The sequence below is a fragment of the Amycolatopsis sp. NPDC058340 genome, from assembly GCF_042723975.1.
In the GTDB taxonomy this organism is placed as follows: Bacteria; Actinomycetota; Actinomycetes; order Mycobacteriales; family Pseudonocardiaceae; genus Amycolatopsis.
Genome location: NZ_JBHXIB010000013.1, coordinates 131,450 through 148,980, shown reverse-complemented (window position 1 = coordinate 148,980; position 17,531 = coordinate 131,450). Strand labels below are relative to the sequence as shown.

Here is a 17,531-nt window from a genome sequence, read left to right as displayed (position 1 = left end):
GCCACGGCAACCGATCAACTGAGAGGACGGAACGTGACCTCCGACAACGGCACAGCAGCCGGTCATGAGCTGACCGAGCTTTCCGACGAGCAGGTGCACGCGGCACTCGGCGACGAGCAGTCCGGGCACCTGGACTCCGTCGAGGTGCCCGCCGCAGGCGACGAGGTCGACGAAGCCGGAGATGTCGCGGAGGCCGGCGAGGCGTCCGTCGAGACCGACGACACCGCCGCCGAGCCCGAGGCCGACGAGGACGTCGACCCGGTCGCCAAGCTGCGCGCGGAACTCAACGCCGCTCCCGGTGAGTGGTACGTCGTCCACTCGTACGCGGGTTACGAGAACAAGGTGAAGACCAACCTCGAGACCCGGACCCAGACGCTGGACGTCGAGGACTACATCTTCCAGATCGAGGTCCCGACCGAAGAGGTCACCGAGATCAAGAACGGCCAGCGCAAGCAGGTGCAGCGCAAGGTGCTGCCCGGCTACATCCTGGTCCGCATGGACCTGAACGACGCCTCGTGGAGCGCGGTGCGCAACACGCCGGGTGTCACCGGGTTCGTCGGCGCCACGTCGCGTCCGTCGCCGCTGACCGTGGACGAGGTGCTCAAGTTCCTCGCCCCCAAGGTCGAGACGGCCGCCCCCGCCAAGCCCGGCAAGGGCGAGGCCGCTTCCGCCGAGTCGCAGCTGGGTGCCCCCGCGGTCGAGGTGGACTTCGAGGTCGGCGAGTCGGTCACCGTCATGGACGGTCCGTTCGCGACGCTGCCCGCGACGATCTCCGAGGTCAACGTGGACGGACAGAAGCTGAAGGTCCTGGTGTCGATCTTCGGCCGGGAGACCCCGGTCGAGCTGTCGTTCAACCAGGTCTCCAAGATCTGACGGCCGCCAGACGGCCGGCAGTCCCCGCGTACTGGCAGGTGTGCGGGGGACTCAAGTCAGTAAGAAGGAACAAACGAAATGCCACCCAAGAAGAAGAAGCTTGCGGCGATCATCAAGCTGCAGATCAAGGCGGGTGCGGCCAACCCCGCGCCGCCGGTCGGCCCCGCGCTGGGTCAGCACGGCGTCAACATCATGGAGTTCTGCAAGGCCTACAACGCCGCGACCGAGTCGCAGCGCGGGGACGTCGTCCCGGTCGAGATCTCCGTGTACGAAGACCGCACGTTCGACTTCAAGCTCAAGACGCCGCCGGCCGCGAAGCTGCTGCTGAAGGCCGCGGGCGTGGAGAAGGGCTCCGGCGAGCCGCACAAGACCAAGGTCGCCAAGGTCACCTGGGACCAGGTCCGCGACATCGCGAAGACCAAGGAATCCGACCTGAACGCGCACGACATCGACCAGGCCGCGAAGATCATCGCCGGCACCGCCCGCTCGATGGGCATCACGGTCGTCGACTGAGTTCCACCCAGCACCACCGTGGGAGAGCCAGTGCTGGCTCCAACACCACACTGATCCGTTGAAGAGTTAAGGACAGAAGCAATGCCCAAGCACAGCAAGGCCTACCGCAAGGCTCTTGAGCTGGTGGACCGCGAGCGGCTCTACGCCCCGCTCGAGGCCGCGAAGCTGGCCAAGGAGACTTCATCCGCGAAGATGGACGCCACCGTCGAGGTCGCCATGCGCCTCGGTGTCGACCCTCGCAAGGCCGACCAGATGGTCCGCGGCACCGTGAACCTGCCGCACGGCACCGGTAAGACCGCCCGCGTCATCGTTTTCGCCGTTGGTGACAAGGCCGCCGAGGCCGAGGCCGCCGGCGCGGACGTGGTCGGCACCGACGAACTGATCGAGCGCATCCAGGGTGGCTGGCTCGAGTTCGACGCCGCGATCGCGACGCCGGACCAGATGGCGAAGGTCGGCCGTATCGCCCGCATCCTCGGCCCGCGTGGCCTGATGCCGAACCCGAAGACCGGCACCGTGACCCCCGCGGTCGCGAAGGCCGTCTCGGACATCAAGGGCGGTAAGATCAACTTCCGCGTGGACAAGCAGGCCAACCTGCACTTCGTCATCGGCAAGGCCTCGTTCGACACCGAGAAGCTGGTGGAGAACTACGCGGCCGCGCTGGACGAGATCCTGCGTGCCAAGCCGTCGTCGGCGAAGGGTCGCTACCTGAAGAAGGTCACGATCTCCACGACGATGGGCCCGGGTGTCCCGGTCGACCCGGCCCGCACCCGCAACCTCCTCTCCGAGGACGCGTGAGTCTGAGTTAGACATCACTGAGAAGGGGGCGGTCCCGCTACGGCGGGGCCGCCCCTTTTTCGTGTTTGCTGGAGAGCATGCCTACCTTCGCGTCCTTCGACGGGCTTCAGCTGAGCTACACCGTGTGGGAAGGCCGTGGGCGCCCGGTACTGCTGCAACACGGTTTCGCCGCCGACACGAACGCCAACTGGATCGCTCCCGGCGTCGTCGACACCCTCCAGGACGCGGGGCTGACCGTGATCAGCCTGGACGCGCGCGGCCACGGACGGTCGGCGAAACCGCACGACGAGGCGAGCTACGGCGACGACGCGATGGTGCGCGACGTGTCGGCCTTGCTCGACGCGCTGGACCTCGACGAGGTGTCGATGGTCGGCTACTCGATGGGCGCGATGATCGCGCTCGGCGCGGTGGCCGCGGACCCGCGGATCCGGTGCCTCGCGATCGGCGGGGTCGGTTCGGGGATCGTCGACTTCGGCGGCGTCGACACCCGCGTCGTCACGCCTGAGGCGATCAGCGAGGCGCTGCTCGCTTCGGACCCTTCGACGCTTCCGCCGTCTTCGGCCCCTTTCCGGGCGTTGGCCGACGCGCTGCGGGCGGACCGGATCGCGCTGGCGGCCGTCGCGCGCGGGACGGCGAATCCGAAACTGGACCTGACGGCGATCGCCGTGCCGACCCTGATCCTGGCCGGGGACACCGACCCGCTGGCCGCGGAACCCGAACGCCTGGCCGCCGCCATCGCCGGCGCCCGCCTCGTCCGCGTGCCCGGCGATCACATGGCCGCCGTCATGCACCCCGCCTTCGGCTCCGCGCTGACCGGCTTCCTCACTTCGCACGACCTCTGACGCGACCCGCGTTTAGCGGGCTAATCGCGATCTGGGGTACCGACCTGCGTTTCGCGGGCTAATCGCGATCCGGAGGGGCGCGTCGCCTTTAGCGGGCTAAACGCGATCCGGTGGGCACCTGCGTTTAGCCCCCTAAACGCGATCTGAGGGTGAAGACGCGCAGGTCAGTTGCCGGTGGGCGGGGCGGGACAGGGGTCGGGGGAGTTCGCGTGCCCGGTGATCAGCCACTGGCCCATCTCGACTTCCTGCAGGGTGAAGCTGCCCAGCAGGGGGCCACCGCGGATGTTGTACCAGCACGAATGGATCGTCAGGTTCTGCCGCGGGACCACGCTCGACATCGGGCGCACCGCGTAGATGTACGGAGTGATGTCGGTGACCTTGGCGTTCAGAGCCGGGACAGCCGTCGCGCAATCCGGATAGCCGAGGTCGCGGGCGAACTGCGCCTGCGCCTGCTCGCTCATCGACAGACAGACCTTCTCGACGCGGGTGGCGGGCGGGTACGGCTTGCCGATCGTGTCGTAGATGGCCCGCACGGCCTCCCACGGGTTGGTCGACAGCACCTGGTTGGTGCGGTGCTTGCCCCCACCGCCCTGGACGAACGTCGCCGTGTCCTCGCCGGCGTCGCTGGGGAAGATCTGCCGGTAGGCGATGGTCGCGCCGATGCAGATCAGCAGGATCACGATCACCCAGGCGAGGAGCTTCCCGCCCAGACGTCGCAGCCAGCGCGGCATACGCGGCCGAGGGGCGGGCACGAGCTCGCCGGGCGGCGGCCCCGGAGGTGCCGGAGGCTGACCTCCGTAGTGCTGGGTCATGGGCTGCGGGGGCTGCGACGGCACCAGGCCCTGCTTCTGCGCCTCGGTGAACTTCAGATAGTCCTGGAACTGCTGAAACTGCTGGAACTGGCGCAGTTGCTCCTCGTCCAGCCGGGGCGCGGGCTGACCTCCCGCCTTGGGCTCGATGTCCGTGCCGGGTTCGCTGCCCGGCTTTCCGTCATCACGCTGCTCCGCCACGTCACCATGATGCCCCGAGAGCCCTCCCGCGCACTCCGCCGGTCGCGTTTAGCCCGCTAAACGCGATCTGGGGGCCCCGTGCGGAGGGCGGGAGAGGGTCACGTACTCTTGTCAAGGTTCTACCGAAGACCGCTGGTCTTCTCCTGGTCATCTGGCCCGGAGAACGAAGGCCCCGCTAGGGCGGGCGACCCGCGCAGGAGGAACGAGGCTCGCTCGCGACGTACTCCGTCGCGCGCCCTGACGCCCCGCGCCTGTCTGCGCTGGGGCGTTTCGTCGTTTCAGGGCTCTCAAGGCCAGTGGACCACTAGCCAAGAGAGGAGGCGACCATGGCGAAGCCCGACAAGGAGGCGGCCGTCGCCGAGATCGCGGAGCGTTTCCGCACCAGCTCGGCCACAGTCGTTACCCAGTACACCGGCCTCTCCGTGTCCCAGCTGTCCCAGCTGCGCCGCGCTCTCGGCACCAATGCCAAGTACCGGGTCGCGAAGAACACCCTCGTCCAGCGTGCCGCCACGGACGCCGGAATCGAGGGTCTCGAGGACCTGTTCGTCGGCCCGACCGCGATCGCCTTCGTCGAAGGTGAGCCGGTTGACGCCGCGAAGGCGCTTCGCGACTTCGCGAAGGACAACAACGCGCTTGTGATCAAGGGCGGCTACATGGACGGCAAGACGCTGTCCGTGGACGAGATCACCAAGATCGCCGATCTCGACAGCCGTGAGGTCCTGCTCGCCAAGGCGGCGGGCGCGTTCAAGGCGAAGCTGTCCCAGGCCGCCGCGCTGTTCCAGGCGCCGGCGTCCCAGGTCGCCCGCCTGGCTGCCGCGCTGGAGGAGAAGCAGCGCAACGCCGGTACCGAAGCAGCCGAAGCACCCGCCGAGAGCTGAACACCCCCACCCCCGAACTTTTAGTTCGTTTCAGAGAGGAAAGCCACCATGGCGAAGCTGAGCACCGCCGAGCTGATCGACGCCTTCAAGGAGCTCACCCTTCTTGAGCTGTCCGAGTTCGTGAAGGAATTCGAGGAGACCTTCGACGTCACCGCCGCCGCCCCGGCCGCCGTCGTCGCCGCGGCCCCGGCCGCCGGTGGCGCTGCCGCCGACGCCGGTGCCGAGCAGGACGAGTTCGACGTCGTCCTCGAGTCCGCCGGTGACAAGAAGATCCAGGTCATCAAGGTCGTCCGTGAGGTCGTCTCCGGTCTGGGCCTGAAGGAGGCCAAGGAGCTGGTCGAGGCCGCTCCCAAGGCCCTCCTGGAGAAGGTCGACAAGGAGGCCGCCGACGCCGCCAAGGAGAAGCTCGAGGCCGCCGGCGCCAAGATCACCATCAAGTGATCCCGGGCGCGTCAGCGCCTAACGCAGCACCGCCGAAGGGGCGGGCATCCACCCGGGTGCCCGCCCCTTCGCTGTCTCCAGCCTCCCGCCCCGACCTGCGTTTAGCCCCCTAATCGCGACGCGTAGCAAGGCTAAGCATTCCGGCGCGCCCAGGGCACCGGATCGCGTTTAGCCCGCTAAACGCGATCTGTGCGGAACGGAGGGCGGCAGGGGCCCTGACCTGCGTTTAGCGGGCTAAACGCGATCCGGCCTGGGCAGGGGCAGGTCGTGGATCTGCGCACAGGAGTGACGTGCACTACGGTGCTGCAAGCGGTGCACGGGCAGGCGGCGGGCTGCGCGAAAAGTTACCCGCGGGTCTGGCCAGAAAAGAAAACTGGTGAGTAACCTGTTCGCACTCAGCTCGTTGCACCTGGTTGACGCGGGTATCGCTGCGCGAACGCATGCGTCCTCTCGGGCCAGTGGCACGGGAAGGCAGTGCGCGACGACGCGGAACAGCTCCTGGAGGTGCGATGGGTGCCGAGGTGGTCATCGAAGGTCTTTCGAAGTCCTTCGGTAAGCAGGCCATCTGGCGGGACGTCACGCTGACCCTGCCTCCGGGCGAGGTCTCGGCGATGCTCGGTCCGTCCGGAACCGGTAAGTCCGTCTTCTTGAAGTCGATGATCGGTCTGCTCAAGCCGGACCGTGGCCGTTGCATGATCAACGGCGTCGACATCGTGACGTGCTCCGAACACCAGCTCTACGAGGTGCGCAAGCTCTTCGGCGTCCTGTTCCAGGACGGCGCGCTGTTCGGTTCGATGAACCTCTACGACAACGTGGCCTTCCCCCTGCGGGAGCACACGAAGAAGTCGGAGACCGAGATCCGCCGGATCGTGCTCGAGAAGCTCGAGATGACCGGTCTCAACGGCGCCGACAAGAAGCTGCCCGGCGAGATCTCCGGCGGTATGCGCAAACGCGCCGGTCTCGCCCGCGCGCTGGTGCTGGACCCGCAGATCATCCTGGTCGACGAGCCGGACTCCGGTCTCGACCCGGTCCGCACCACCTACATCTCCCAGCTCTTCCTGGACGTCAACGCGCAGATCGACGCGACGTTCCTGATCGTCACGCACAACATCAACCTCGCCCGCACCGTCCCGGACAACCTTGGCATGCTCTTCCGCAAGGAACTGGTCATGTTCGGCCCGCGCGAGGTGCTGCTGACCAGCGAGGAGCCGGTCGTCAAGCAGTTCCTCAACGGCAAGATGGACGGCCCCATCGGCATGAGCGAGGAGAAGGACTCGGCCCAGCTCGCCGCGGAGCGCGCGATGTTCGAGGCCGGTCACCACGCGGGCGGTGTCGAGGACGTCAGCGGGGTGCCGCCGCAGATGCAGCCGACGCCCGGCGTGCCGACCCGGATGGGCGCGGTCCGCCGCAAGGACCGCGTCATGCAGATCCTGCACGGTCTCCCGCCGGAGGCGCAGCAGAGCATCATCGAGTCGCTCTCTCCGGAGGAGCAGCAGCGCTACGGCGTCCGCCCGCAGCGCCTCGCGACCGCCGGCCACCGGTCGGCGCCCGTCGAGAGCTCGATTCCGAACCACCACCAGGGCCAGCTGCCCGACGATCAGGTCGCCCACATCCCGCACCCCGGGAGAGCGGGCAACCACCGCTTGCGGCCACAAGATCCGGGGTCAGGTGGCGCGTGAGCTCTTCCGCTTCATCGGCGAAGATTCCAGGGATCGGCATGTTGCGCGAGACCGGGAACCTGTTCGCTCTCGGCCTCGACATCGTTCGTGGCATTTTCCAGCGCCCGTTCCAGCTGCGGGAGTTCATCCAGCAGGCCTGGTTCATCGCGAGCGTGACGATCCTGCCGACGGCGCTCGTCGCGATCCCGTTCGGCGCGGTCATCTCGCTGCAGTTCGGTTCGCTCGCCCGCCAGCTCGGCGCCCAGTCCTACACGGGCGCCGGGTCGGTGCTCGCCACCGTGCAGCAGGCCAGCCCGCTGGTCACCGCGCTGCTGGTCGCGGGCGCCGGCGGTAGCGCGGTCTGCGCGGACATCGGCGCGCGGACCATTCGGGAAGAGATCGACGCCATGGAGGTGCTCGGCGTCTCCGCGGTGCAGCGGCTGATCGTGCCGCGCGTGCTCGCGATGATGCTGGTGGCGCTCCTGCTGAACGGCATGGTCAGCGTCATCGGCGTGCTCGGCGGTTACTTCTTCAACGTCGTCCTCCAGGGCGGGACGCCGGGCGCGTACCTGGCGAGCTTCTCCGCGCTGGCCCAGCTGCCGGACCTCTGGGTCGGCGAGCTGAAGGCGCTGATCTTCGGCTTCATCGCCGCGGTCGTCGCCTCGTACCGGGGACTGAACCCGTCCGGCGGCCCGAAGGGCGTCGGCGACGCGGTGAACCAGTCGGTCGTCATCACGTTCCTCATGTTGTTCGTGGTGAACTTCGTGATCACGCTGATCTACCTGCAGATCGTGCCCGGAAAGCTGGACTGACGCATGACCTTCCTCCAGGGCGCCAAGCGGGTCGCCAATCGTCCATTGCAGACACTGGATCAGCTCGGCGACCAGATGTCGTTCTACGGCCGCGCGTTGCTGTGGACGCCGAGGACGCTTCGCCGCTACATGAAAGAAGTTCTGCGGCTGCTCGCCGAAGTGAGCTTCGGTTCCGGTTCGCTCGCCGTCATCGGCGGCACGGTCGGCGTGATGGTCGGCCTGACCCTGTTCACCGGTGTCCTCGTCGGTCTTCAGGGCTACTCGGCGCTGAACTCGATCGGCACCTCGGCCTTCACCGGCTTCCTGACCGCGTTCTTCAACACCCGCGAGATCGCCCCGCTGGTCGCCGGCCTCGCGCTTTCGGCGACCGTCGGCGCCGGGTTCACCGCCCAGCTGGGCGCGATGCGGATCTCGGAGGAGATCGACGCGCTCGAAGTCATGGGCGTGCCCAGCCTGCCGTACCTGGTGACCACCCGGATCATCGCCGGTTTCGTCGCGGTCATCCCGCTGTACGTCATCGGCCTGCTGAGTTCGTATCTCGCGTCGCGGTTGGTCGTTATCTACATCTACAACCAGTCAGCGGGTACCTACGACCATTACTTCGACCTGTTCCTACCACCACAGGATGTGTTGTATTCGTTCATCAAGGTGCTGTTGTTCAGCGTCTTGATCATCCTGTCGCATTGCTATTTCGGTTACCGGGCCTCCGGTGGCCCCGCCGGTGTCGGCGTGGCCGTCGGTAAAGCGGTCCGGCTGAGCATCGTCACGGTGTCCATCATGAACTTCTTCATCGGTTTCGCGATCTGGGGAACCGACGTCACGGTGAGGATCGCAGGATGATCGCGACAATCCGGCGCAGGCTGCTTGGCCTGCTTCTGGTCGCCGTGCTCATCGGCGGAGTGGCGCTGAGCATCGCGCTGTACCAAAGGGCGTTCACGCCCGTCGTCAGCGTGAAGCTCCAGTCGGGCAACATCGGGAACCAGTTGCTGAAGCAGTCGGACGTGAAGGTCCGCGGGCTCATCGTCGGCTCGGTCAAGGAGATCAACGCGACCCCGGACGGCGCCGAACTCACGCTCGCGCTGAATCCGGAGTCGGCGAAACTGATCCCCCAGAACGTTTCGGCGCGATTCCTGCCGAAGACGTTGTTCGGTGAGCGTTTCGTTTCCCTCGAGATCCCGGACGTGCCATCGGAGAAGACGATCGCGGAAGGCGACGTGATCACCCAGGACCGCACGTCCGGCGCGGTCGAGCTGGAGCAGGCCTTCGCCCATCTGATGCCGGTTCTGCAGGCCGTTCAGCCGCAGAAGCTGTCGAGCACGCTTTCGGCGATCTCGACCGCGCTCAACGGCCGCGGTGACCAGCTCGGCGAGACCCTCGCGCAGCTCGGCAGCTACGTCGGGGAGCTGAACCCGCACGAGCCGAAGCTCCAGGAGAACCTCAAAGAGCTCGCGAAGTTCTCGGACAACCTCAACGCCGTGGCCCCTGACCTGGTGCAGACCTTGGACAACCTGAGCACCACCACCCGCACCGTGGTCGACCAGAAGATGAACCTGGCGAACCTCTACGGCAGTGTCACCCAGGCCTCGGTGGATCTGCAGACGTTCCTGCGGAACAACGCCGACAACCTGATCCGGCTCGCCGACACGGCCCGCCCGACGGCGGAGCTGCTCGCGAAGTACGCGCCGGAGTATCCGTGCGTGATCGGGCAGATGGCGGACAACCTGCCGAAGATCGACAAGGCCCTCGGCAAGGGCACCGACCGGCCCGGCCTGCACGCGACCATCGAGGTCACCGTCAACCGCGGGCCGTACCTGCCGGGCAAGGACGAGCCGCGGTTCGAGGACAAACGCGGTCCGCGCTGCTACGACCTGAAGCAGTTCCCGGACCCGTTCCCGCAGTACCCGCCGGACGGTCCGATCAAGGACGGCAGCACGGTCAAACCGCCGGCACGTTCGGCGAACGACGGCCTTTCGCCTTCGAACGGTTTCGCGAACGTCGGCGGTTACAACGGCGGGGGAGCGCCCGGCGGCAGCCCGTCCTACAGCGCGTCCGAATCGGACTTCCTCGCGCAGCTGGTCGCCCCGCAGGTCGGCATGACCGCCTCGGAGGTGCCCGGCTGGGGCTCGCTGCTCGTCGGTCCGCTCTACCGGGGAGCGGAGGTGCACGTCCAGTGAGGGGATTGCTCGCACCGCTGATCAAACTCGGCGCCTTCATCGTGGTCACCGTGCTGTTCACGACCATCCTCGGGATCAGCATCGCCAACGTGAACACCACCAGCACCAACGCCTACAAGGCGCGGTTCAGTGACGCGACCCTCGTGCTGCCCAACGACGACGTCCGCATCGCCGGGGTCCGGGTCGGGCAGGTCAAGGAGGTCCGCATCGTCGACCGGCGCCAGGCCGAGATCGAGTTCGAGGTGGACGCCGGCCGCAAGCTGCCCGCCGGGGTGACCGCGCAGATCAAGTTCCGGAACCTGGTCGGCCAGCGTTACCTCTCGCTCGGGCAGGGCACCGACACCTCCGGCAAGACGCTGGAGCCCGGCGGGAACATCCCGCTGGAGCGGACCACGCCCGCGCTCGACCTGACCCAGTTGTTCAACGGGTTCAAGCCGCTGTTCACCGCGCTCAACCCGGACGACATCAACAAGCTGTCCTACGAGGTCATCCAGGTCCTGCAGGGCGAGGGCGGCACGGTCGAAAGCCTGTTGAAGCACACCGCGTCGCTGGCCACCACGATCGCCGACAAGGACAAGGTGATCGGCGAGGTCATCGACAACCTGAACTCGGTGCTCGACACGGTCAACGCGCATACGCCGCAGCTGAACGACCTGATCGTCAAGCTGCAGCAGCTGGTCTCCGGGCTGGCCGCGGACCGCGAGCCGATCGGCGACGCCATCGACTCGCTCGGCACCCTCGCCAAGACGACCTCCGGTCTGCTCGGCGAGGCCCGCGAGCCGCTCAAGCAGGACATCGCCGCGCTCGGCACGCTGTCGAAGAACCTCAACGACAGCCAGCCGATCGTCGAGCATTTCATCCAGTTCCTGCCGCAGAAGGTGACGGCGCTGACCCGCACCGCCGACTATGGCTCCTGGTTCAACTTCTTCGCCTGTGAGATGACGGGAGCCGTCGCCCTGCCTCCGCTGATCAACGAGCCGATCAACCTGCCGCTGCTGCCGGTGAACCGGGCGAGGTGCACGGCATGAAGTCGTTCCAGAAACGCAATCCGATCCCGATCGCGCTGGTCGGCATCTCGGTGCTGCTGCTCGGTTTCATCGCCGCGCTGAACTCCGACGACCTGCCCGTCATCGGCGGCGGGACCACCTACAGCGCGGACTTCAGCGAGGCTTCGGGCCTGCAGGAGGACAACGACGTCCGCGTCGCCGGTGTGAAGGTCGGCAAGGTCTCGGAGATCAAGCTCGACGGCGACAAGGTCCGGATCTCGTTCAAGGTCAAGGACGCCTGGCTCGGCGACAAGACGAGTGCGGCGATCAAGATCAAGACCGTTCTCGGCCAGAAGTACCTGGCGCTCGACCCGCAGGGGCAGCGCACGCTCGACCCGAGCGCGACCATCCCGCGTGAGCGCACGGCGTCGCCGTTCGACGTGCTCGACGCCTTCCGCGGCCTTTCGCAGACCGTCGACGACATCGACACGACGCAGCTGGCGAAGAGCTTCGACGTGATCACGGAGACTTTCGCGGACACCCCGGCCGACGTGAAGGGCGCACTGACCGGTCTTTCCCGTCTCTCGGACACCATCGCCAAGCGGGATACGCAGCTGTCGAGCCTGCTCGCGAACACGCGTCAGGTCTCGCAGACGCTCGTCGACCGCGACGCCGAGTTCCAGAAGCTCCTGGCCGATGGCAACAAGCTGCTCGGCGAGGTGGCCAAGCGCAAGGAGGCGATCTCGGCGCTGCTGGACGGCTCGCGCAACCTCGCCACCCAGCTCAAGGGCCTGGTCGACGACAACGACGCGCAGCTCGACCCGGTGCTCGCCCAGCTCGACCAGCTGACCTCGATGCTGCAGCGCAACCAGGACGCCCTCGGCCAGGGCATCGCTCGGTTCGCGCCGTTCATCCGGGTGTTCACGAACACGATCGGCAACGGCCGCTGGTTCGACAACTACATCTGCGGGCTGGTCCTGCCGTCGTTCGGCCCGATCAACGAGAAGGGGTGCTACGACAAATGAGTACCCGTCTCGGAGCCGGCCTCGCGCGCGGTTTCACCATCGCGATCGTGCTCGCGTTGGTCGTCGCCGGCGCGCTGTGGTGGACCCTCAAGGACGCGGGCCGCAACCACGTGACCGCGTATTTCGCCGGCACGGTCGGCCTTTACGAGGGCAACAGTGTCCGCATGCTCGGCGTGGACATGGGCACCGTCACCAAGATCCAGCCGATGGGCAACCAGGTCCGCGTCGAACTCGAATACGACCGGTCGGTGCCGGTGCCAGCGGACGCGAAGGCGATCATCGTGTCGCCGTCTCTGGTCAGCGACCGCTACGTGCAGCTCGCCCCGGCCTACAAGGGCGGTCCGCGGATCGCCGACGGCGCCGTCATCGGGCTCGACCGCACCGAGGTGCCGCTGGAGGTCGACGAGCTCGCCGCCAGCCTTTCCCGGGTCAGCAAGTCGCTCGGGCCCAACGGCGCCAACAAGAACGGTTCGCTGTCGAACCTGCTCGACACCGCCGCGAAGAACTTCGACGGCAACGGGCAGGCGCTGCACGACACGATCACGAAGCTCGGCCAGGCGGCGGGCACGTTGTCGGGCAACAAGGACGACCTGTTCAAGACCGTCGAGAACCTCGGCTCCTTCTCGCAGACGCTGGTGAACAGCGACAAGCAGGTCCGTGACTTCGAGCGGCAGCTCGCCGACGTCAGCGGATTCCTCGCGGGGGAGCGGGAGAACCTCTCGGCCACGGTGAAGCAGCTGTCGGACACGCTCACCGCGGTGCAGGCGTTCATCGAGAAGAACCGCGACCGGCTCAAGTCCAATGTGGACAAGCTGGCCAGCGTGACCAAGGTGCTCGTGGACCAGCGCGGCGCGCTCGCCGAGATCCTCGACGTCGCCCCGGTCGGCCTCGGGAACCTGGTCAACACCTACAACGCCTCGTCGGGCACGCTCGACGCGCGAGCCAACCTCAACGAGCTCACCCAGCCGCCGCTGGTGATGGTGTGCAACCTGCTCAAGCAGACCCCGGAGGCGCTCGACGCGCTGGGCGACGCGTGCAAGGGGGTCGCCGGACTGGTCGACGGGCTGGTGCCGTTGCCGTCCATCGCGCAGGTGATCCAGTCGTCGCAGGCGGGCCAGCTGCCGCCGCTGCCGCTGCCGATCGCCGGTCAGCTCTACGGAACGGCGGCCAAGTGATGAAGAAGATCGCTCTCCTCGCCTCCGGGACGGTCGCGGCGCTGACGTTGAGCGGCTGCGGGTTCAGCGGGATCTACGACGTCCCGCTGCCCGGTGGCGCCGAACTCGGCGACCACCCGTACACCGTCAAGGTGCAGTTCCGCGACGTGCTCGACCTGACCCCGCAGGCCGGGGTGAAGGTCAACGAGGTCGCCATCGGCCGGGTCGAAGCGATCGGCCTGACCCCGGACGGCTGGAACGCCGAAGTCACCCTTCGGGTCAACGGCGACGTGAAGCTGCCGGCGAACGCGCTCGCGAACGTCAAGCAGTCGAGCCTCCTCGGCGAGAAGTACGTCGAGCTGGCCGCGCCCGCCGACGGACAGGGCAAGCTCGCCGACAACGCGGTGATCCCGCTGGCCCGCACGAATCGCAGCGTCGAGGTCGAAGAACTGCTCGGCGCGCTTTCGCTGCTGCTCAACGGTGGCGGGGTGGAACAGCTCAACACCATCACCAAGGAACTCAACAACGCCACCACCGGCCGCTCGCCGGAACTCAAGGCGCTGCTGAACAACACCAACGAGCTGGTCACGAACCTCGACAAGCAGTCCGCGAACATCACGCGGGCGCTCGACGGGCTGAACCGGCTCTCGCTCACCCTGAACGGCCAGAAGGACAAGCTGGTCGGCGCGGTCGACAACCTCGGCCCCGGCCTCGGCGTGCTGGAGCAACAGCGCGGCCAGCTGGTGACCATGCTGAACGCGCTCAACCACCTTTCCGGTGTCGCCGTCGACACGGTGAACAAGAGCAAGGAAGACCTCGTCGCCGACCTCAAGGCACTGCAGCCGACGCTGCAGAAGCTCGGCGAAGCCGGCTCGGATCTGCCGAAGGCGCTGGAGATCCTGTTGACCTTCCCGTTCAGCGACGCCGCCTACGACGGAGTCAAGGGCGACTACTTCAACCTGTTCGCGAAGATCGACTTGAACCTGAACGAGATCCTCAAGAACCTCGGCCGCAGCCGTGAGAACCCGCTCAAGGACGCCATCCCGGTGCCGGGCCTGACCGGGGGCACGGAGGGGCCGGGAGCGAATCCGCCGCTGCCGATCCCGGACAGTGTCGGCGGTGTCGCCGGTGGCCAGGCGAGCGCGCCGCAGGGTGGCGGGCAGCCGCAACAGACCGGTCCCGCCGGTATCTTCGGCGTGCTGTCGGGAGGTGCCGGCTGATGCTGGTCCGTAGGACGAAGATCCAGCTGGTCGCGTTCGCGATCATCTCCGTGGTCGCCATCGTGTACGCGCTGATCCGGTTCGCCGGGCTCGGCCAGGTCTTCGGCGACGAGGGCTACACGGTGAAGCTGCAGCTCAAGCAATCCGGCGGCATCTTCACCAACGCCGAGGTCACGTACCGCGGCTTCAACATCGGCCGGGTCGGCGAGCTGCGCCTGACCAAGACCGGGCTGGAAGCCGACCTGAACATCGCGCCGGACGCACCGCAGGTGCCCGCCGATCTCGACGCCGTGGTCGCGAACCGGTCGGCGGTCGGCGAACAGTTCGTCGACCTGCGGCCGCGGAGCGAGAAGGGACCGTTCCTGAACTCGGGCTCGGTCATCCCGGCCGACAAGGTCAAGACGCCCGTGCCCACCGAGCAGCTCATCGGCGACCTCGACAGCCTCGCGGCCTCGGTGCCGACCGACTCGCTGCGCAAGGTCGTCGACGAGTCGTACAACGCCTTCAACGGCACCGGCCCGGACCTGCAGCGGCTGCTCGACACCGCGCGGAGCTTCACCACGACCGCGCAGGAATACCTGCCGCAGACGATCCAGCTGCTGGAAAAGGGCGGGCAGGTCCTCGAAACGCAGAACGACATGTCGAGCTCCATGAAGTCGTTCAGCGCGGACCTCAACAAGCTCTCGGGCACGCTGAAGAACTCCGACGCCGACATCCGGAAGCTGATCGGGATCACCCCGCAGGTGGCGACCCAGATCAGCGAGGTGCTCGCCGAATCCGGACCGGGGCTGGGCGCGCTGACGGCGAACCTGCTCACGACGTCGAACCTGCTGGTGACCCGGCTCGACGGGCTCGAACAGGGTCTGGTGACGTACCCGATGCTGGCCGCGGGCGCGAACACCGTCGCCAACGACGGCACCGCGCACCTCGGGCTCGCGCTCAACCTGTTCAACCCGCCGTCGTGCACCAAGGGCTACCTCGGCCTCGACCAGTACCGCGAAGGCACCGACACGACGCCGCGTTCGCCCAAGGACAACGCGTACTGTGCCGAGCCGAAGGGCAGCCCGATCAACGTGCGCGGTTCGCAGAACGCGCCGTACAACGGGGTCCCGCAGATCCCGTCGGAAGGCGACGTCGCGGCGAACGCGGGCCGCTCGGCCGAGGAACTGGCCAGCCTGCGCGCGGCGCAGGGCATGCCGAGCGTCCTGCAGAGCCCCGGGGTCAGCCTGCCCACCCTCGGCACGCTGCTGGGCCTGCCCGGCTGAGCCCGAGACCGTATACCTACCCTGGAGTGTCATGAGTTCTTCTCGATCGCGGACCCTGGTACTGGGGGCGGCGGCGTTCGCGCTGGCCGCCTTCCTCGCCGCGGCGATCTTCGGTGTCATGTGGGCCGTGGCCGCGTCGGACGACAACGCCGACCTGGCGCGCTCGCGGGACGACGTGGTCAAGGCGGGCGGCACCGCGATCAAGGCGTACACCGAGGTCGACTTCGAGAAGCTCGACGAGTTCTTCAGCAAGCAGAAGGCCGTCTCCGACGAGAAGATGAGCCAGCAGCTCGCCCAGCTGGAGCCGACCTACCGCAAGGCGCTCGGCGACGCGAAGACCAAGGTCGTGACCACCATCCAGGACATCGCGGTCGAGGAACTCGACGACCACGAGGGCAAGGCGAGTTTCCTCGCCGCCATCTCCACCCAGGTCACCCAGGGCGACAAGGCGAGCTCGAAGGCGTTGCGCCTGGAGGTCTCGATGACCAGGGTCGGCGATGAGTGGAAGCTGTCCGGGATCGACAACGTGCCCCTCGTCGCGGCCGGTCAGTAAGAGCGTCACCTAGAACGGAGCCACGTAGTGCCCCCCTCCCGTCGCCAGCCCCCTCGCAGCACTCCGCCGGTGCGCCGCCCCCGGGTGGCCGGCCTGCGACGGCCCGGTGCGTCTCCTGCTCCCGCTTCTTCTCCCGAGGCGCCCACCTCGGAGGTCGAGGTCGACGAGACGCCGGTGGCGAAGCCGGCGCCGGTCCGTCGTCCTTCGCCGCGGCCGGCTCCGGTTCCTGCGCCTGTCGAGCCTGTCGAGGTCGCTGAGGACGCTGCTGTCGAGGCTCCTGAAGAGCCTGAAGCCCCCGAAGCTCCCGAAGAAGAGGTCGTCGCGAAGCCGACCCCGCGTGCGAAGACCCGCAAGGTCGCCGAGGAGAAGCCGGACGACCTCGAAGAGGCCGAAGCCGAGGTCGACTCCGATGAGACTGAGGAGTCTTCGGAGACCGAGAAGAAGCCGGGCTCGAAGCAGCTGATCCTGGCGGGCGCGCTGGTCGTCGTGGGATTGCTGCTGGCCGCGACCGCGGTGCTCTTCAAGATCCAGGCCGACGAGGTGTCCAGCTCGACGAACAACACGGCGCTGCTGGACGTCGCGAAGACCGCGCAGGTCAAGGACCAGGTCGCGAAGGCGACCGAGGCGCTGTTCTCCTACGACTACAACAACATCGCGAAGACCGAGTCCGCGGCTGCCGATCTGCTGGTCAACGACGACGTTCGGGCGAAGTACAACCTGCTGATGGGCGAGGTCAAACGGCTGGCCCCGCAGCAGAAGATGGTCGTGACCTGCAAGGTCACCCGCAGTGCCGTCATCCGGCTGGAAGGCGACCGGGCCGACGTGATGGTGTTCGTCGACCAGAGCTCGACGCGGGCCGACACGAACAAGACCACCGCCGGGAGCGCGCAGCTGCATTTGAACGCGGAACTGCAGGGCGACAAGTGGAAGATCACGGCGATGAACACCTACGCCGCTCCGCCGAACCCGGCCGCCTCGTCGGCTCCCGCCTCACCCCCGGCCTCCCCGGCCCCCTCGAAGTGACCCCGGCCCGGCCGGATCGCGTTTAGCCCGCTAAACGCGATCCGTGCGTCCCGTTCCGTGAAGGCCTCCTTGAGGGACCCAGAGTCCCTCAAGGAGGCCTTCACGGCTTTCCGGTCTCCCGCCCCGCTGACCTGCGTTTAGCGGGCTAATCGTCACGCGTCGGCGCGCTGCCTGACCCACGCGAAGCGTCCACAAGGGACACTGCGTGCCGATCGAATGCCCGGTTTGGGCATTTATGCGCGGTTTCGCGTGCGGTCGTGAGCGGCAAAGAGGGTTAGAACGATCATTGCCACTCACGACCCCCGCGCA

General features: G+C 67.4%; 18 protein-coding genes. 17 read left to right on the top strand and 1 reads right to left on the bottom strand.

Translation table 11 applies throughout. The features are described from left to right. Nucleotides 1-33: 33 nt before the first annotated feature. The 4 genes from nusG to ACFWIW_RS18025 all read left to right on the top strand — a co-directional run bounded on the left by nusG (nucleotide 34) and on the right by ACFWIW_RS18025 (nucleotide 3,023). Nucleotides 34-873, top strand: a complete 840-nt coding sequence (gene nusG, locus ACFWIW_RS18040; RefSeq protein ID WP_378369453.1) for a transcription termination/antitermination protein NusG — start codon at nucleotides 34-36, stop codon at nucleotides 871-873. A 78-nt stretch (nucleotides 874-951) separates the two neighbouring features. Continuing rightward, complete coding sequence (rplK, locus tag ACFWIW_RS18035) at nucleotides 952-1,386, top strand: 50S ribosomal protein L11 (protein ID WP_005152062.1); 435 nt, start codon at nucleotides 952-954, stop codon at nucleotides 1,384-1,386. Nucleotides 1,387-1,467: 81 nt separating this feature from the next. Beyond that, a complete protein-coding gene (rplA, locus tag ACFWIW_RS18030) occupies nucleotides 1,468-2,181 on the top strand; it encodes a 50S ribosomal protein L1 (RefSeq protein ID WP_378369452.1) in 714 nt (237 codons plus the stop codon). 77 nt (nucleotides 2,182-2,258) lie between these two features. After that, nucleotides 2,259-3,023 (top strand): alpha/beta fold hydrolase, encoded by a 765-nt coding sequence (locus tag ACFWIW_RS18025; RefSeq protein ID WP_240595842.1) that lies wholly within the window; start codon nucleotides 2,259-2,261, stop codon nucleotides 3,021-3,023. Between the two features lie 164 nt (nucleotides 3,024-3,187). Here the strand turns inward: ACFWIW_RS18025 and ACFWIW_RS18020 are convergent, their stop codons facing one another. Further along, on the bottom strand, nucleotides 3,188-4,033 hold the full coding sequence (locus ACFWIW_RS18020) for a hypothetical protein (RefSeq protein WP_378369451.1): 846 nt from the start codon (nucleotides 4,031-4,033) through the stop codon (nucleotides 3,188-3,190). Between the two features lie 326 nt (nucleotides 4,034-4,359). Here ACFWIW_RS18020 and rplJ point away from each other — a divergent pair, with 326 nt between their 5' ends. The 13 genes from rplJ to ACFWIW_RS17955 all read left to right on the top strand — a co-directional run bounded on the left by rplJ (nucleotide 4,360) and on the right by ACFWIW_RS17955 (nucleotide 17,222). Further along, on the top strand, nucleotides 4,360-4,911 hold the full coding sequence (gene rplJ / locus ACFWIW_RS18015; RefSeq protein ID WP_378369450.1) for a 50S ribosomal protein L10: 552 nt from the start codon (nucleotides 4,360-4,362) through the stop codon (nucleotides 4,909-4,911). Between the two features lie 48 nt (nucleotides 4,912-4,959). Continuing rightward, nucleotides 4,960-5,352 (top strand): 50S ribosomal protein L7/L12, encoded by a 393-nt coding sequence (gene rplL, locus ACFWIW_RS18010; RefSeq protein ID WP_126733326.1) that lies wholly within the window; start codon nucleotides 4,960-4,962, stop codon nucleotides 5,350-5,352. Nucleotides 5,353-5,861: 509 nt separating this feature from the next. After that, nucleotides 5,862-7,031 carry an ABC transporter ATP-binding protein gene (locus ACFWIW_RS18005; RefSeq protein ID WP_378369449.1) on the top strand — a complete coding sequence of 390 codons (1,170 nt, stop codon included), beginning with the start codon at nucleotides 5,862-5,864 and terminating at the stop codon, nucleotides 7,029-7,031. 38 nt (nucleotides 7,032-7,069) lie between these two features. Further along, nucleotides 7,070-7,822 (top strand): ABC transporter permease, encoded by a 753-nt coding sequence (locus ACFWIW_RS18000; RefSeq protein ID WP_020633292.1) that lies wholly within the window; start codon nucleotides 7,070-7,072, stop codon nucleotides 7,820-7,822. A 3-nt stretch (nucleotides 7,823-7,825) separates the two neighbouring features. Then, nucleotides 7,826-8,662, top strand: a complete 837-nt coding sequence (locus ACFWIW_RS17995) for an MlaE family ABC transporter permease (RefSeq protein WP_378369448.1) — start codon at nucleotides 7,826-7,828, stop codon at nucleotides 8,660-8,662. Continuing rightward, the gene (locus ACFWIW_RS17990) at nucleotides 8,659-9,996 is read left to right on the top strand and encodes an MCE family protein (RefSeq protein WP_378369447.1); all 1,338 of its coding nucleotides are present in this window, start codon (nucleotides 8,659-8,661) and stop codon (nucleotides 9,994-9,996) included. The genes ACFWIW_RS17995 and ACFWIW_RS17990 overlap by 4 nt, the downstream gene beginning before the upstream one ends. Next, nucleotides 9,993-11,024: an MCE family protein gene (locus tag ACFWIW_RS17985; protein ID WP_378369446.1), complete on the top strand. Its 1,032-nt coding sequence runs from the start codon at nucleotides 9,993-9,995 to the stop codon at nucleotides 11,022-11,024. Before ACFWIW_RS17990 ends, ACFWIW_RS17985 begins: the two co-directional genes overlap by 4 nt. Then, a complete protein-coding gene (locus ACFWIW_RS17980) occupies nucleotides 11,021-12,007 on the top strand; it encodes an MCE family protein (RefSeq protein ID WP_378369445.1) in 987 nt (328 codons plus the stop codon). Before ACFWIW_RS17985 ends, ACFWIW_RS17980 begins: the two co-directional genes overlap by 4 nt. Then, nucleotides 12,004-13,182, top strand: a complete 1,179-nt coding sequence (locus tag ACFWIW_RS17975) for an MCE family protein (RefSeq protein ID WP_378369444.1) — start codon at nucleotides 12,004-12,006, stop codon at nucleotides 13,180-13,182. The genes ACFWIW_RS17980 and ACFWIW_RS17975 overlap by 4 nt, the downstream gene beginning before the upstream one ends. Beyond that, the gene (locus tag ACFWIW_RS17970; protein ID WP_378369443.1) at nucleotides 13,182-14,381 is read left to right on the top strand and encodes an MCE family protein; all 1,200 of its coding nucleotides are present in this window, start codon (nucleotides 13,182-13,184) and stop codon (nucleotides 14,379-14,381) included. Before ACFWIW_RS17975 ends, ACFWIW_RS17970 begins: the two co-directional genes overlap by 1 nt. After that, a complete protein-coding gene (locus tag ACFWIW_RS17965) occupies nucleotides 14,381-15,646 on the top strand; it encodes an MCE family protein (RefSeq protein WP_378369442.1) in 1,266 nt (421 codons plus the stop codon). Before ACFWIW_RS17970 ends, ACFWIW_RS17965 begins: the two co-directional genes overlap by 1 nt. 31 nt (nucleotides 15,647-15,677) lie before the next feature. Then, entirely contained in the window at nucleotides 15,678-16,199 is a 522-nt protein-coding gene (locus ACFWIW_RS17960; RefSeq protein WP_240595835.1) for a hypothetical protein, read from the top strand. An 84-nt stretch (nucleotides 16,200-16,283) separates the two neighbouring features. Beyond that, the gene (locus tag ACFWIW_RS17955; RefSeq protein ID WP_378369490.1) at nucleotides 16,284-17,222 is read left to right on the top strand and encodes a hypothetical protein; all 939 of its coding nucleotides are present in this window, start codon (nucleotides 16,284-16,286) and stop codon (nucleotides 17,220-17,222) included. Nucleotides 17,223-17,531: the final 309 nt, after the last annotated feature.

Excerpts from the sequence above, each read along its gene's own strand:
- ACFWIW_RS17970 (WP_378369443.1), top strand. The coding sequence starts at position 13,182 with ATGAAGAAGATCGCTCTCCTCGCCTCCGGGACGGTCGCGGCGCTGACG.
- ACFWIW_RS17995 (WP_378369448.1), top strand. The coding sequence starts at position 7,826 with ATGACCTTCCTCCAGGGCGCCAAGCGGGTCGCCAATCGTCCATTGCAG.
- rplJ (WP_378369450.1), top strand. The coding sequence starts at position 4,360 with ATGGCGAAGCCCGACAAGGAGGCGGCCGTCGCCGAGATCGCGGAGCGT.
- ACFWIW_RS17975 (WP_378369444.1), top strand. The coding sequence starts at position 12,004 with ATGAGTACCCGTCTCGGAGCCGGCCTCGCGCGCGGTTTCACCATCGCG.
- ACFWIW_RS17990 (WP_378369447.1), top strand. The coding sequence starts at position 8,659 with ATGATCGCGACAATCCGGCGCAGGCTGCTTGGCCTGCTTCTGGTCGCC.
- ACFWIW_RS18000 (WP_020633292.1), top strand. The coding sequence starts at position 7,070 with ATGTTGCGCGAGACCGGGAACCTGTTCGCTCTCGGCCTCGACATCGTT.
- ACFWIW_RS17960 (WP_240595835.1), top strand. The coding sequence starts at position 15,678 with ATGAGTTCTTCTCGATCGCGGACCCTGGTACTGGGGGCGGCGGCGTTC.
- ACFWIW_RS17965 (WP_378369442.1), top strand. The coding sequence starts at position 14,381 with ATGCTGGTCCGTAGGACGAAGATCCAGCTGGTCGCGTTCGCGATCATC.
- rplA (WP_378369452.1), top strand. The coding sequence starts at position 1,468 with ATGCCCAAGCACAGCAAGGCCTACCGCAAGGCTCTTGAGCTGGTGGAC.
- rplK (WP_005152062.1), top strand. The coding sequence starts at position 952 with ATGCCACCCAAGAAGAAGAAGCTTGCGGCGATCATCAAGCTGCAGATC.
- ACFWIW_RS17980 (WP_378369445.1), top strand. The coding sequence starts at position 11,021 with ATGAAGTCGTTCCAGAAACGCAATCCGATCCCGATCGCGCTGGTCGGC.
- ACFWIW_RS18005 (WP_378369449.1), top strand. The coding sequence starts at position 5,862 with ATGGGTGCCGAGGTGGTCATCGAAGGTCTTTCGAAGTCCTTCGGTAAG.
- rplL (WP_126733326.1), top strand. The coding sequence starts at position 4,960 with ATGGCGAAGCTGAGCACCGCCGAGCTGATCGACGCCTTCAAGGAGCTC.
- ACFWIW_RS18025 (WP_240595842.1), top strand. The coding sequence starts at position 2,259 with ATGCCTACCTTCGCGTCCTTCGACGGGCTTCAGCTGAGCTACACCGTG.